This is a genomic window from Enterobacter sp. BIDMC93 (assembly GCF_001037805.1).
Classification (GTDB): Bacteria; Pseudomonadota; Gammaproteobacteria; order Enterobacterales; family Enterobacteriaceae; genus Enterobacter; species Enterobacter hormaechei_C.
Genome location: NZ_KQ089962.1, coordinates 3,615,543 through 3,628,989 on the forward strand (window position 1 = coordinate 3,615,543; position 13,447 = coordinate 3,628,989).

Genomic DNA, 13,447 nt, shown 5'->3' on the forward strand with positions numbered 1-13,447 from the left:
AGCCATCGCGAATGTGGCGTTCCTGTCCGTTTCTTGCCCAATCCTCTGAATCTATCCGCGTGGGGCGTCGCCAAAGACGCTGTAGTCTGGCAGCCGCACCTGCTGATACGGCTCCCAGCCGCCGCCGAGGGCTTTGTAGAGCGCCACCAGATCAAGCGCGCTCTGCACCTGCGCCTGCGCCCGCTGCTGTTCGGCCTGAGCGAGCTGACGCTGGGCGTCCAGCACGTCAATAAAGCTGGCGATCCCCTGCCGGTAGCTGTCGCTGGCGAGATCAAAGGCGTTTTGCAGCGCGTCGATGGTTTTCGCCAGGCCCGCTTCACGCTGCTGGTCGGTGCGATAGCTCACCAGCGCGTTTTCAACGTCGCCGAGCGCCGTCAGTACCGTCTGGCGATAGTCCAGCACTGCCGCCCCCTGCTGCGCGCGCGCCACCTTGACGCTGGAGACCAGCCGACCGCCCTGGAAAATCGGTATGGAAACCTGCGGGCCAAAGCTGTAGAAGTGGCTGCTCCAGTCGGTCAGCCAGTTAGATTCACTGTTGCGCAGGCCAAACTGTCCGGAGAGGGTAAAGCTCGGGAACAGTTCTGCCACCGAGACGCCAATCTGCGCCGTGGCGGCATGGAGATTCGCCTCGGCTTCGCGCACGTCCGGGCGACGGCGGGCCAGCGTCGACGGAATACCGGTCTGCACAATATCCGGCAGGGCAGGCATCGGCTGCACGGATTGCAGTTCGGCATCCAGCGCGCCCGGCGGTTTGCCGAGCAGGATCGCCAGCCCGTTCATCGCCTGGCGTTCCTGCGCCTGATACTGCGGCAGCTGCGCTTCAAGATTGCCCAGCTGCGCCCGGGCGTTCTCCACGTCCATCTGCGGCGACAGCCCGCCCCGCTGGCGGCTTTCGGTCAGATCCAGCGTCTGCTGTGCGCTTTCAATTTGCGTATTAAGCGTGGCAATGATGCTCTGCGCCCCACGCAGCTGTAGCCACGCCCGCGCCACTTCGGCTTCCAGCGAGACCAGCGCATCGTTACGCTGTTCGATCGCCGCCCGCTGCTGCGCCTCGGCCACTTCTACCTGACGGCGCACCTTGCCCCACAGGTCGATTTCCCACTGGGCGTCGAAGCTGCCCTGATAGAGATTAATCGGCTGCGTCAGCGGGCCTAACGCGCCCCGCAGTTCAGGATCGACATTATTCAACTGGTCATACACGCCGTGGGATTTCAGCTCCCCTTCCAGCCCAAGCTGCTGGCGCGTCGCCTGCACATTGCCATTCACCGACGGGAAAAACGCCCCACCGGCCTGGTTAATCTGTTCGCGCGCGCCGGCAATGCGTAATACCGTTTGCTGTAGCGTCAGATTCCCGGCGATGGCGCGTTCAATCAGGCTGTCGAGCTGCGGCGAGCCGAAGGTTTTCCACCAGCGCGGGTTAGTGGCCGCGGAGGAAGTTTGCGATTTCACCGCGCTGTCGCCCTTATCGTTCCAGTGCGTGGTGGCGGGCGGTGCTGGCTGTTGGTAGTCCGGCCCGACGGCGCAGCCCACCAGCAGCATCATTATCATCAGGGGGTGTAAACGTCTGTGTATCATCAGTGTGCTCCTGCACTCCCCTCGCTCTTAACCGGCGAGAGCAACAAACAAAACGGAATCAGTAATAGGGCCACCGCGCTCAGAATGGTGAATACGTCGATGTAGGCCAGAAAGCGCGACTGCTCGATCATCGTCTGGTACATCCGCCCGGTGGCAATGCCGGTCGGATCGCCCACCTGAGTGGTGAAGTTCTGGATCGCCTGGGCGCTTTCGCGAATCGCCAGCTGGAACTGCTCGTTAAACGGCGAAGCGTGGTAAGCCAGATGCGCGCTGTGCGCCTGCGAGCGCTCGGTGATCGCCGCCGTCGAGAGCGAAATCCCAATCGAGCCGGCCACGTTGCGGAACATGGTAAACAGCGCCGCCGCGTCGGCATTGAGCCGCCTCGGGATCGAGATAAAGGCGATGGTGGTCAGCGGCACAAACAGGAACCCCAGCCCTATCGACTGCGCGCTGCGGAACAGCACCAGCGTTTCGAAGTCGATATCCGGCGTCAGCGTGCGGGACCAGAAGAACGACACCGCCAGGCAGGTAAAGCCGAAGGCGATGATCCAGCGCGTCTGCACCACCGGCATCAGCTTCAGCACCAGCGGGATGGTCAGCACAATCAGCACCGCGCCGGGCGAGAGCACCAGCCCGGACCAGGTGGCGGTATAGCCCAAATCCTGCTGCGCCAGCTGCGGAATAACCACCGAACTGCCGTACAGGATCATCGCCATCCCCGCCATCAGCAGGCTGGAGATCGCAAAGTTGCGGTCCTTCATACAGTGCAGATCCACCACCGGCTTTCTGGCATACATCAGCCAGTAGATCGCGCCGATAATGCCGACCAGCGTCAGTACTGCGAAGGTGCGGATAAAGTTCGAATAGAACCAGTCATCATCTTCGCCCCGGTCGAGCATCACCTGCAAACAGCCAAGACCGAGGGCGATCAGGCCGATCCCCGTCCAGTCGACGGTGAGCTTCTCTTCCGACTTTTTCTCCCACGGCGGATCTTCCAGCAGCTGATAGATGGCCAGCACCGTCACAATCCCTACCGGGATATTGATAAAGAACACCCAGCGCCAGGAGTAGTTATCGGTGATCCAGCCCCCCAGCGTGGGACCGAGTACCGGCGCGACGATAATGGCAATGGATGAAAGGCCAAAGGCTTTGCCCCTGTCCTCCGGCTTGAAGTAGTCGAGTAGCACCGACTGCTGGGTAGGCTGCAATCCGCCGCCAAAGAACCCCTGCATCACGCGGAACAGGATGATTTGCCATAGCTCGGTGGCGATGCCGCACAGGAACGAGCAGATGGTGAACATCACAATGCAGATCAGAAAGAACTGCTTGCGGCCAAACAGACGGCTCAGAAAGGCCGAGATAGGCAGCACGATGCCGTTCGCCACCAGGTAGCTGGTGAGCACCCAGGTGGATTCGTCATAGCTGGCCGAGAGCGACCCCGCGACGTGGGGCAGCGCCACGTTGACGATGGTGGTGTCCAGAATTTCCATAAACACCGCCAGGGTGACCACAATCGCCACCGCCCACGGGTTACTGGCGGGCTTCCAGTTATCGTGGCTGTGATCCGTCATTCCACGGTGACCTTCGGTTCAACCGACAGCCCCAGCGGCAGCGGCTTATTCGGATCCAGCCCTTTATCAATGACGATTTTCACCGGCACGCGCTGAACGATCTTCACAAAGTTACCGGTGGCGTTTTCCGACGGGAAGGCGGAGAAGCGCGAGCCGCTGCCCTGCTGGATGCTGTCGATATGGCCTTCCAGCTCCATATCCGGCCAGGCATCGACGGACACGGTCACTTTGTCGCCCGGCTTCATGCGCTCAAGCTGCGACTCCTTGAAGTTCGCCACCACCCACACGTTCGGGGAAACCAGCGAGAACAGCGCCGTACCTGCCTGCACCAGCGTACCGGGCTGGACGTTGCGTTTGGTGACAAAACCGTCGAACGGGGCGCGGACTTCGGTATAAGAGAGGTTCAGGTTGGCGGTTTCCAGCTGCGCTCTGGCCTGATCGACCTGCCGTTCGCGGGCTTCGACGTTGGTCTCCTGCTGGCGGATTTGCAGCTGAACCTGCTCCGCCACTTCCAGCTGCGCCTGCGCGCTGGCCAGACCCGCCTGGGCACTCCGCAGTTGAGCGTTCGCGGCATCGATACTTTGTTGCGTGGTCGCGCGCGGGTCAACGCCGCGCTGACGGCGGTACTCCGCCTGCGCATTGGCCATATCCGCCTGGGCTTTCAGTACCTGGGCTTTGGCTTCATCGCGCTGAGCGGGATATTGCACCTTCGAGAGCGCCAGCTGCGCCTGCGCCTGATGCAACTGCGCAACCGCCAGCCCAAGCTGGGCCTGGGCCTGATCGCGCTGGGCGGTGGTATCACGCGGATCGATCACCACCAGCACATCCCCTTTCTTCACGCGCTGGTTATCCCGCACGCGAAGTTCGGTAACGTAGCCTGCCGTTTTTGGGGCAATGGTCACTACGTCGCCGTCGGTGAAGGCGTCGTCGGTGGTCTCTTCGTTACGGGTTAAAAACCACCAGACCAGCGCCACAATCACCATCACGATGACCACGATGCCAAGGATAATTAACGGTTTTTTCCCCGGGCGCTTGCGCTCGTTATTGTTTTGATCCTGCTCGTCAGCAGGTGGGTTTTGATCTTCTGCCATAGTTCAGCAACGGTCCTGTCAGTGAGCGGCATCACACTATGCCGTTCACTAAAGCTAGGACGTTGCTATACATTTGCCAGGAAAAACTGACAAATTGCGCACTATATGAGAAGGAATAGTCCGAAACCGACCGCCGCTGACCAGAGCAGCATCGGGATTGACCATAAATGGAAGCGCCACCAGATGCGGCGATCGTTGGCCATCCGCAGGGCGATGAGGTTAGCCAGCGAGCCAGGCAGCAGCCCAAAGCCGCCGACGTTGACCGCCCACGCCAGCAGTACCGTTGGGGGAACATAGTTAAGCAGCAAAATGGTGGACGGCACGTTACTGATCACCTGCGAGAGACCAATCGCCGTCAGCCATAATCCCGGCTTCGACAGACCGCTGACGCTATGGAGAACGTTCTGCAATACCGGAAGCTGGATCAGCAGATGGACGTCAATAAACATCGCCATAAACACCAGCAGCAGCGTCCAGTCAACGCCCACCAGCACCCGCCGGGCGAGGAACAGGAAGCCGCACGCCACCAGCAGCGCGCCCGCCAGCGCCTGGTTTAACTCCAGCGCGATAAGGAAAACGATATACAGCCCCAGGCAGCTCCAGACGAGACGCGGCTGCCACTGGGGGCCGGTTGTACCGCTGTGGTACTGCAACGATTTATTCGGGAAAGCAAACCAGCCCACCGCCAGCAGCGACGCCACGATCGCCAGCGCCAGCGGCGCCATCTGCCCGGTAAACGCGGTAAACGACAGGCCGGAGCGTCCCCACAGCAGAATGTTCTGCGGGTTACCGATAGGCGTGAGCAGCGAGCCCGCATTGACGGCCAGCGCTTCAAAGATAATCAGACGGGTAACCGGTATTTCGCACAGCTTACGCAGCGTGAGCGTAAGCGGCGCCACGATAAAAAGCGCCACGTCATTAGTGAGAAACGTCGACAACAGCGCCGCCGAAAAGACCATAAACAGGGCCAGCTTGCGCTCGGTGGCGAAGCGGCGCACCATTTTGCGCCCCAGCACGTCAAAATAGCCGCTCAGCTCCACGCCTTTGGTGAGCATCATCAAACCGCTCAGAGTAATAATGGTGCGCCAGTCTATGGCCGCCGGCCAGGTGTGCGGCGTGAAGGGCACAAAGACGCTGAGCCCAACGCCAGTGATCAGTAAAAGATGGAAAAAGCGATCGCGTTTCAGGGCCTGCAAGCCGGGGATGTTCATTCAGCGGAGGGACCGTATTTGAGCGTAAACTCGCGGAACTTCAACAGCGTCTCTTCACTGACGTGGTGTTCCATACCTTCGGCATCCCGACGGGCAATTTCCGGGCTGACGCCCAGCACCAGTAAAAAATTCTCGACGATCTGGTGTCGCTCGCGGCTCTCCTGCGCCAGCTTCTCGCCCTCAGCGGTGAGAAACACCCCGCGCCAGGGGATCATTTCGATCAGCCCGACCGACGCCAGACGTTTTAACATTTTGGCAACGGTTGGCTGCGACACCCCCAGGCGTGCGGCCATATCCACCTGGCGCGCTTCTCCAACCTCACGGATCAGATCAGAGATCAGTTCGACATAATCATCAATCAGCTCCCGGCGGTGCGCCTCACGCACCTGGCGGAAGCCTTCCACATGCTCTTCAACGTTCACCAGTTGCGTCGTTTTTTTTGTTGTTGGCTTACCTGCGCGACGGTTCATTGTGCTTCCTCAATGGGGTTGACGCTTCCAGCGCCCTGTAACGGAGCGCACATTGTAAACCATAGCTCTACAAGCACAAAAAATTAACGAATTAGCCATAGCTATACAATATAGCCTGTGCTATATCTGTATGTAATGCAGTCACCCTTCACGGATCGAAGGGATCATGAATCAGGAGGTCTTATGAATGAATTCAAGAGGTGTATGAACGTGTTTACCCACTCTCCTTTTAAAGTGCGCCTGATGCTGTTGAACATGCTGTGCGATATGTTTAACGCCAAACCGCAGCAGGACGACAATTCTTCCCACTAAGCGGCGTCGCGGTACGCCGCTTCATTTTCCCGTCACACTTACGTTGTAAACTGGCCTGTTCCCGATTATTTTTGCGGATTTGCAGCCCCCTTCGCAAAACATCTGTTTAGCAACTGTTGACCTTAATTCACGCTCGCACTATCTTCTTGCAGCCCTGCACAATTTGCGGCTCGCTGAAGCGGACCTCTCATTCCCTTTCCACGCACTGTCCGGCAGGCTTTGACCCTTGACGCCAGGGTGAGCACATGGCGTTTTCGTGATAGTGATCTATGAACGTAACCCTGATTGATACACTTGTTACCCGCAGCCGGGCCTTAAGCCCGTGGACGGGATTCTATTTTTTGCAATCGCTGTTGATTAACTTTGCTCTTGGCTACCCCTTTAGCCTGCTTTATGCCGTCGGATTCACCTGTATTCTTCACCTGCTCTGGCGAAGCGCACCGCGCGTGCAGAAAGTGCTTATCGGGATCTGTTCTCTGATTGCTGCCGCCTATTTCCCGTTTGGCCAGGCCTATGGCGCGCCGAACTTTAATACTCTGCTGGCGCTCCACTCCACCAATATGGAAGAGTCCACAGAGATCCTGACGATCTTTCCGTGGTACAACTACGTGGTTGGCCTTTTCATTTTTGCCCTCGGCGTGATTGCGGTTCGTCGTAAGCCCGTCGGGAAAAAGGCATGGGGTAAAATTGAAAGCCTGTGCCTGGCCTTTAGCGTGGTGACGTTTTTTGTTGCACCGGTACAAAATCTGGCCTGGGGCGGCGTGTTTAAGCTTAAAGATACCGGGTATCCGGTGTTTCGCTTCGTCAAAGACGTGGTGGTGAATAACGAGGAAGTGCTCGACGAGCAGGCGCGTATGGCCGAGCTTTCCACCATGAAAGATACCTGGAACGTGCTGGCGGTGAAACCGAAGTATCACACTTACGTGGTGGTGATCGGTGAAAGCGCGCGTCGCGATGCGCTCGGCGCGTTTGGCGGTCACTGGGATAACACGCCGTTTGCCAGCTCCGTTAACGGTACGCTGTTTACCGACTACGTGGCGGCCAGCGGCTCGACGCAGAAATCACTCGGTCTGACGCTCAACCGCGTGGTGGATGGAAAACCGCAGTTTCAGGATAATTTTGTCACCCTGGCCAACCGGGCAGGTTTTCAGACATGGTGGTTCTCTAACCAGGGACAGATCGGCGAGTATGATACCGCCATCGCCAGCATCGCGAAGCGTGCCGACGAGGTACAGTTCCTGAAAAGCGGTGATTTCGAAGCCGATAAAAACACAAAAGATGAAGCGTTGCTAAAAATGACGGCGCAGGTCTTTGCTACTCAGCGCACCCAGCCGCAGCTGATTGTCCTGCACCTGATGGGGTCACACCCGCAGGCATGCGATCGTACCGGGGGAAAATATGCGGAGTTTGTGCAATCCAAAGAGACCTCGTGTTATCTCTACACCATGACGCAAACCGACGATCTGCTCAGCAAGCTGTACGCACAGCTGCGCAACAGCGGCGACAGCTTCTCGATGGTCTATTTCTCTGACCACGGTCTGGCATTTAAGGAGCGCGGTAAACAGGTGCAGTATCTGGCACACGATGACAAGTTCCAGCAAAACTTCCAGGTACCGTTTATGGTGCTGTCGAGTGATGACAAAACGCATCGCATCATCAAAGCGCGCCGTTCCGCGAACGATTTCCTGAAATTCTTCTCACAATGGACGGGGATTAAGGCGAAAGAGATAAAAAATGATTACCCGTTTATCTCCGGGAAGAAGGGCCCGCCAGTTTACATTACCAACTTTAAGTTACAGAAAGTCGACTATAACCATCTTGGGACGGATATTTTCGATATTAAGAGTAAGTAATTTCTGCCGTTTCGTGCGGGCTGATGCCCTCACCGGCCCTCTCCCACGGGGAGAGGGTACAAACAAAAAAAATCCGCCACATTGGGCGGATTTTTTACTGGCTCACCGAAGTGATTAGAAGCGGTAACCTACGCCCGCGATCCAGGTGCCAACGTCAACGTTGCGGATACGGCTCTGCTCATAGGAGAAGTCCAGAGCAACGTTTTCGATTGGGTTGAACTGCATACCTGCGCCATAGGAGAAACCATAGTCGCTGTTGCTTGCAGTACGGTTCAGACCCTGGTTTTCGGTCTGCTGGAATTTACCGTAGCCAACACCTACAACACCGTAGATGCTTGCCCAGTCATTCAGGCGGTAAGCAGGACCCGCGGTGATGCCGTAGTACTGACCTTTATTGTAAGAGCCATTTTCAGTACGATCTTTCTCGGTGTAAGTGAAAGAACCGATCACACCCAGCGGGTTGTTGTCTTGCTCGTAACGGTACTTCAGGTTGAAACCGTTGGTTTTGTTCATCACGCCCTGCATATCGCTCTGAGCGTAACCACCGGTTACAGTAGAAGTTGCCGCTACAGCGGTACCTGCGGAAACAGCCAGAACAGCTGCCAGTGCTGAAAGACATGCAATTTTTTTCATAACCACCTCAAATGTGCTTCAAGTAAGTCCGTAAGTTTTAAATATATCAAAAAATTCTGTGAAACTCTTTGTCATTCACGATGTCTAATGCGACCTTTCCTGTAACAGAACATTTCCAGCACCAGCTATCTCGTTCAAATAACTCCAGATTTTCACCTGTAAATGCTAATAGTGCGCGTCATCGCCATTTAGTTCATCCAGATTATTCCTAATCTTTCAGGCGATAAAATCATCAACGTTTTCTCATTTTACGGATTTTCCCTGGATTTTTTTCAACAGTAGCTCAACCGTTGCAGCTTATTTCCATTACACTGCGACTTTTACCTCATTTGACATAAATTGACAGGAGAAAGGATGCCAGGTTTACCTCGTAAATCGTCGGTCTGGATGCCGGTGGCAGTCATACTTATCGCGATGATGTCCATACAAAGCGGCGCGTCGCTGGCAAAATCGCTGTTTCCGCTGGTTGGTGCGCCCGGCGTCACGGCGCTGCGTATCGCATTAGGCACCCTGATCCTCGTGGTTGTTTTTAAACCCTGGCGGCTACGGTTTAAAAAGGAGCAGCGACTGCCACTGCTTTTTTATGGGCTGGCGCTGGGAGGGATGAACTACATGTTCTATCTCTCTATTCAGACGATCCCGCTGGGGATCGCGGTCGCGCTTGAATTTACCGGCCCGCTGGCGGTTGCCCTCTTCTCTTCTCGTCGTCCGGTAGACTTTATCTGGGTCGTACTGGCCGTGCTGGGGCTATGGTTCCTGCTGCCGCTCGGGCAAAGCGTTTCACAAATCGATCTGACAGGGGCAGCTCTGGCGCTGGGCGCGGGGGCATGCTGGGCGGTGTATATTCTCACTGGCCAGCGTGCGGGGGAAGAGCACGGCCCCGCGACGGTCGCCTTAGGCTCGCTGATTGCCGCCGTTATCTTTGTCCCGATTGGAATGGCACAAGCGACAGACTCAATATGGCAATGGTCAATCCTGCCGGTTGGGCTGGCGGTTGCCATTCTCTCCACGGCGCTGCCCTACTCTCTGGAGATGATCGCCCTGACGCGCCTGCCCACACGCATTTTTGGTACGCTCATGAGCATGGAGCCCGCGCTGGCCGCCATCTCAGGAATGATTTTCCTCGGTGAAACCCTGACCCTGGTACAAACGCTGGCGCTCTGTTCCATTATCGCGGCGTCAATGGGCTCCACCCTGACCATGCGTCCGGAACCTAAAGTGGAAAAAATAGACCTCAACTAAGCCTTAAATTCTGCATGGCTAACCCGCCATGCAGAATATACGCCACGTCAGTAGCTCAAATAATTTCTTACAAACTCTCTCATATTGCCAAAATATTTCACCTGCTCGCCTTCCTGGAGAGTGGATTAAGATTGATCTGTATCAATTTAAATAAACTACTTATTTTTCAAATAGTTGATAATACAACCTTCCTTTCGCTATTAAACCGATAGGCAGAGCCAAACCGCAGAGAAAAAATCCGGTGCTATACTTAGTCCCGTAATTACCTGGGACACAAACATCAAGAGGATATGAGATTATGAGTACCGCTAAACTGGTGAAAACGAAAGCGTCTAATCTGCTTTATACCCGTAACGATGTATCGGATAGCGATAAAAAAGCGACCATCGAGTTGCTGAATCGCCAGGTGGTCCAGTTCATCGATCTTTCGCTGATCACCAAACAGGCCCACTGGAATATGCGCGGTGCAAACTTTATTGCCGTTCATGAAATGCTGGATGGCTTCCGCACAGCACTGGTGACTCACCTGGATACCATGGCCGAACGTGCCGTACAGCTGGGTGGCGTGGCACTGGGTACCACACAGGTGATCAACAGCAAAACGCCATTGAAAAGCTATCCGCTGGATATCCATACCGTTCAGGATCACCTGAAAGAGCTGGCGGATCGTTATGCGATTGTGGCGAATGATGTTCGTAAAGCGATTGGCGAAGCCAAAGATGAAGATACCGCTGATATCTTCACTGCCGCATCACGCGACCTGGATCAGTTCCTGTGGTTCATTGAGTCCAACATCGAATAATCCCTGCGGATTGTCCGAATAACCCTCGCCCCTGGCGGGGGTTTTGCACATTTATGGTGCGCACTTTTGCCCGCAACGGCCGCAAAAGTGAATAAAATGTAATAATCACCTCACACAACCGTTAACGAAAGATTGTTTTTTCGTCAGATTCTGCGCTAAATATCCCCCTGTCAGAAGACCTTAACGAAGCGCACCAAAACGGTGCTCCATTCTGGTGCAACCTGGCAGAATTGCCACGCTTTTTGTGCAATGCGTGACATCATCCCCTTTGCAAAACAACAGCTTGTAAAATTGGCACGATTTTTTCATTGTGCCTGAGGTTCTCGCAGGGGATCGCCCCGTGGATATAAAAGGAAATGCTATGAAGTCTGTATTAAAAGTTTCACTGGCTGCACTTACCCTGGCGTTTGCGGTGTCCTCGCAGGCTGCCGACAAACTGGTTGTGGCGACTGACACGGCGTTCGTACCGTTTGAATTCAAACAGGGTGATAAATACGTTGGTTTTGACGTGGATCTGTGGGCCGCTGTCGCAAAAGAACTCAAACTGGATTACACCCTGAAGCCAATGGATTTCAGCGGCATTATCCCGGCACTGCAAACCAAAAACGTTGACCTGGCGCTGGCAGGCATCACCATTACCGAAGAACGTAAAAAAGCCATCGACTTCTCTGACGGCTACTACAAAAGCGGCCTGCTGGTGATGGTGAAAGCGGATAACAACGACGTGAAAAGCGTGAAAGATCTCGACGGTAAAGTGGTCGCCGTGAAGAGCGGAACCGGCTCCGTTGATTACGCGAAAGCCAACATCAAAACCAAAGACCTGCGTCAGTTCCCGAACATCGACAACGCTTACATGGAACTGGGCACCAACCGCGCTGACGCGGTGCTGCACGACACGCCTAACATCCTTTACTTCATCAAAACCGCCGGTAATGGCAAGTTCAAAGCGGTAGGTGATTCCCTGGAAGCTCAGCAGTACGGTATTGCGTTCCCGAAAGGCAGCGACGACCTGCGTAACAAAGTTAACGGCGCGCTGAAAACCCTGAAAGAGAACGGCACCTATAACGAAATCTACAAAAAATGGTTCGGTACCGAGCCTAAATAATTTCACCTGACTTCAGGTTTGTAACGCCCGGTGGCGCTTCCGCTTACCGGGCCTACGTTTTTTGTTTTTCACCACGGTATACAGGAATACATCATGCAGTTTGACTGGAGCGCCATCTGGCCTGCCATTCCTCTCTTGCTTGAAGGCGCTAAAATGACCCTGTGGATTTCGGTCCTCGGTCTGGTTGGCGGGTTGATTATCGGTCTGGTGGCCGGTTTCGCCCGCACCTACGGCGGCTGGATTGCAAACCACATCGCACTGGTTTTCATCGAAGTGATCCGCGGCACTCCCATTGTGGTGCAGGTCATGTTCATCTACTTCGCCCTACCGATGGCCTTCACCGACCTGCGCATCGACCCGTTCAGCGCCGCCGTTGTCACCATCATGATCAACTCCGGCGCCTACATTGCGGAAATTACCCGCGGTGCGGTGCTGTCGATTCATAAAGGCTTCAGCGAAGCCGGCCTGGCGTTAGGTCTTTCCCGTCGCGAAACCATTCGTCACGTGATCCTGCCGCTGGCGCTGCGCCGCATGCTGCCGCCGCTGGGTAACCAGTGGATCATCAGCATTAAAGACACCTCGCTGTTTATTGTTATCGGCGTGGCCGAACTGACCCGTCAGGGCCAGGAGATCATCGCGGGTAACTTCCGCGCTCTGGAAATCTGGAGTGCGGTCGCCGTTGTCTATCTGATTATCACGCTTGTCCTGAGCTTTGTTCTGCGTCGTCTTGAAAGAAGGATGAAAATCCTGTGATTGAATTTAAAAACGTTTCCAAGCACTTTGGCCCAACCCAGGTGCTGCACAATATCGATTTGAACATCAGGCAGGGCGAAGTGGTGGTGATCATCGGGCCGTCCGGTTCCGGTAAATCCACCCTGCTGCGCTGCATTAACAAGCTTGAGGAGATCACCAGCGGCGATTTGATCGTCGATGGTCTGAAGGTTAACGATCCGAAAGTGGACGAGCGCCTGATCCGCCAGGAAGCGGGCATGGTGTTCCAGCAGTTCTACCTGTTCCCGCACCTCACGGCGCTGGAAAACGTGATGTTCGGTCCTCTGCGCGTGCGCGGGGCCAGCAAAGCGGCAGCGGAAGCGCTGGCAAGAGATCTGCTGGCGAAGGTTGGTCTGGCGGAGCGTGCCCACCACTATCCTTCCGAGCTGTCCGGCGGCCAGCAGCAGCGCGTGGCCATTGCCCGTGCGCTGGCGGTGAAGCCAAAGATGATGCTGTTCGATGAGCCAACGTCGGCACTCGACCCGGAGCTGCGTCACGAAGTGCTGAAAGTTATGCAGGATCTGGCGGAAGAAGGCATGACGATGGTGATCGTTACCCACGAAATCGGCTTTGCCGAAAAGGTGGCGTCCCGTCTGATCTTCATTGATAAGGGCCGTATCGCGGAAGACGGGAATCCGCAGGCGCTGATTGCGAACCCACCAAGCCAGCGCCTCCAGGAGTTCCTGCAACACGTCTCCTGATAGACACACCCAGAGCCGGGCATGCCCGGCTTTTTTACGCCGGATTGTTCCCAAAAAATCCCCTCCGCCCCCCGCGCTCTATACTTATCATTTTGCACGATATTTTTGTC

General features: G+C 55.7%; 13 protein-coding genes. 7 read left to right on the plus strand and 6 right to left on the minus strand.

Features of this window, described 5'->3' with window-relative positions:
• Positions 1-51: 51 nt before the first annotated feature.
• From SK58_RS16935 to mntR, 5 genes are all read right to left on the minus strand, one after another.
• Positions 52-1,575: an efflux transporter outer membrane subunit gene (locus tag SK58_RS16935; protein WP_047718762.1), complete on the minus strand. Its 1,524-nt coding sequence runs from the start codon at positions 1,573-1,575 to the stop codon at positions 52-54.
• Positions 1,575-3,146 (minus strand): DHA2 family efflux MFS transporter permease subunit, encoded by a 1,572-nt coding sequence (locus SK58_RS16940; protein ID WP_015571056.1) that lies wholly within the window; start codon positions 3,144-3,146, stop codon positions 1,575-1,577. The genes SK58_RS16935 and SK58_RS16940 overlap by 1 nt, the downstream gene beginning before the upstream one ends.
• The gene (locus tag SK58_RS16945) at positions 3,143-4,237 is read right to left on the minus strand and encodes an HlyD family secretion protein (RefSeq protein ID WP_015571057.1); all 1,095 of its coding nucleotides are present in this window, start codon (positions 4,235-4,237) and stop codon (positions 3,143-3,145) included. The genes SK58_RS16940 and SK58_RS16945 overlap by 4 nt, the downstream gene beginning before the upstream one ends.
• 101 nt (positions 4,238-4,338) lie before the next feature.
• Positions 4,339-5,448, minus strand: a complete 1,110-nt coding sequence (locus SK58_RS16950; protein WP_048220255.1) for an anion transporter — start codon at positions 5,446-5,448, stop codon at positions 4,339-4,341.
• Positions 5,445-5,918 carry a manganese-binding transcriptional regulator MntR gene (gene mntR / locus SK58_RS16955; RefSeq protein ID WP_015571059.1) on the minus strand — a complete coding sequence of 158 codons (474 nt, stop codon included), beginning with the start codon at positions 5,916-5,918 and terminating at the stop codon, positions 5,445-5,447. Before mntR ends, SK58_RS16950 begins: the two co-directional genes overlap by 4 nt.
• Before the next feature lie 183 nt (positions 5,919-6,101).
• On the opposite strand from mntR, the gene mntS reads away from it, so the two are divergent.
• Both mntS and SK58_RS16965 read left to right on the plus strand, forming a co-directional pair.
• Positions 6,102-6,230 (plus strand): manganase accumulation protein MntS, encoded by a 129-nt coding sequence (gene mntS, locus SK58_RS16960; protein WP_017384915.1) that lies wholly within the window; start codon positions 6,102-6,104, stop codon positions 6,228-6,230.
• 269 nt (positions 6,231-6,499) lie between these two features.
• Positions 6,500-8,083 (plus strand): phosphoethanolamine transferase, encoded by a 1,584-nt coding sequence (locus SK58_RS16965; protein WP_032653046.1) that lies wholly within the window; start codon positions 6,500-6,502, stop codon positions 8,081-8,083.
• Between the two features lie 114 nt (positions 8,084-8,197).
• Here SK58_RS16965 and ompX read toward each other — a convergent pair whose 3' ends face one another.
• On the minus strand, positions 8,198-8,716 hold the full coding sequence (gene ompX, locus SK58_RS16970; RefSeq protein ID WP_003858450.1) for an outer membrane protein OmpX: 519 nt from the start codon (positions 8,714-8,716) through the stop codon (positions 8,198-8,200).
• 354 nt (positions 8,717-9,070) lie between these two features.
• On the opposite strand from ompX, the gene rhtA reads away from it, so the two are divergent.
• From rhtA to glnQ, 5 genes are all read left to right on the plus strand, one after another.
• Positions 9,071-9,958, plus strand: coding sequence for a threonine/homoserine exporter RhtA (gene rhtA, locus SK58_RS16975; protein WP_017384917.1), 888 nt, complete (start codon positions 9,071-9,073; stop codon positions 9,956-9,958).
• Positions 9,959-10,256: 298 nt separating this feature from the next.
• Positions 10,257-10,760: a DNA starvation/stationary phase protection protein Dps gene (gene dps / locus SK58_RS16980; RefSeq protein ID WP_000100801.1), complete on the plus strand. Its 504-nt coding sequence runs from the start codon at positions 10,257-10,259 to the stop codon at positions 10,758-10,760.
• 361 nt (positions 10,761-11,121) lie between these two features.
• Positions 11,122-11,865 (plus strand): glutamine ABC transporter substrate-binding protein GlnH, encoded by a 744-nt coding sequence (glnH, locus tag SK58_RS16985; protein ID WP_003858455.1) that lies wholly within the window; start codon positions 11,122-11,124, stop codon positions 11,863-11,865.
• A 93-nt stretch (positions 11,866-11,958) separates the two neighbouring features.
• Positions 11,959-12,618, plus strand: coding sequence for a glutamine ABC transporter permease GlnP (glnP, locus tag SK58_RS16990; RefSeq protein ID WP_003858462.1), 660 nt, complete (start codon positions 11,959-11,961; stop codon positions 12,616-12,618).
• Positions 12,615-13,337: a glutamine ABC transporter ATP-binding protein GlnQ gene (gene glnQ, locus SK58_RS16995; RefSeq protein ID WP_023296158.1), complete on the plus strand. Its 723-nt coding sequence runs from the start codon at positions 12,615-12,617 to the stop codon at positions 13,335-13,337. The genes glnP and glnQ overlap by 4 nt, the downstream gene beginning before the upstream one ends.
• The last annotated feature ends 110 nt before the right edge of the window (positions 13,338-13,447 follow it).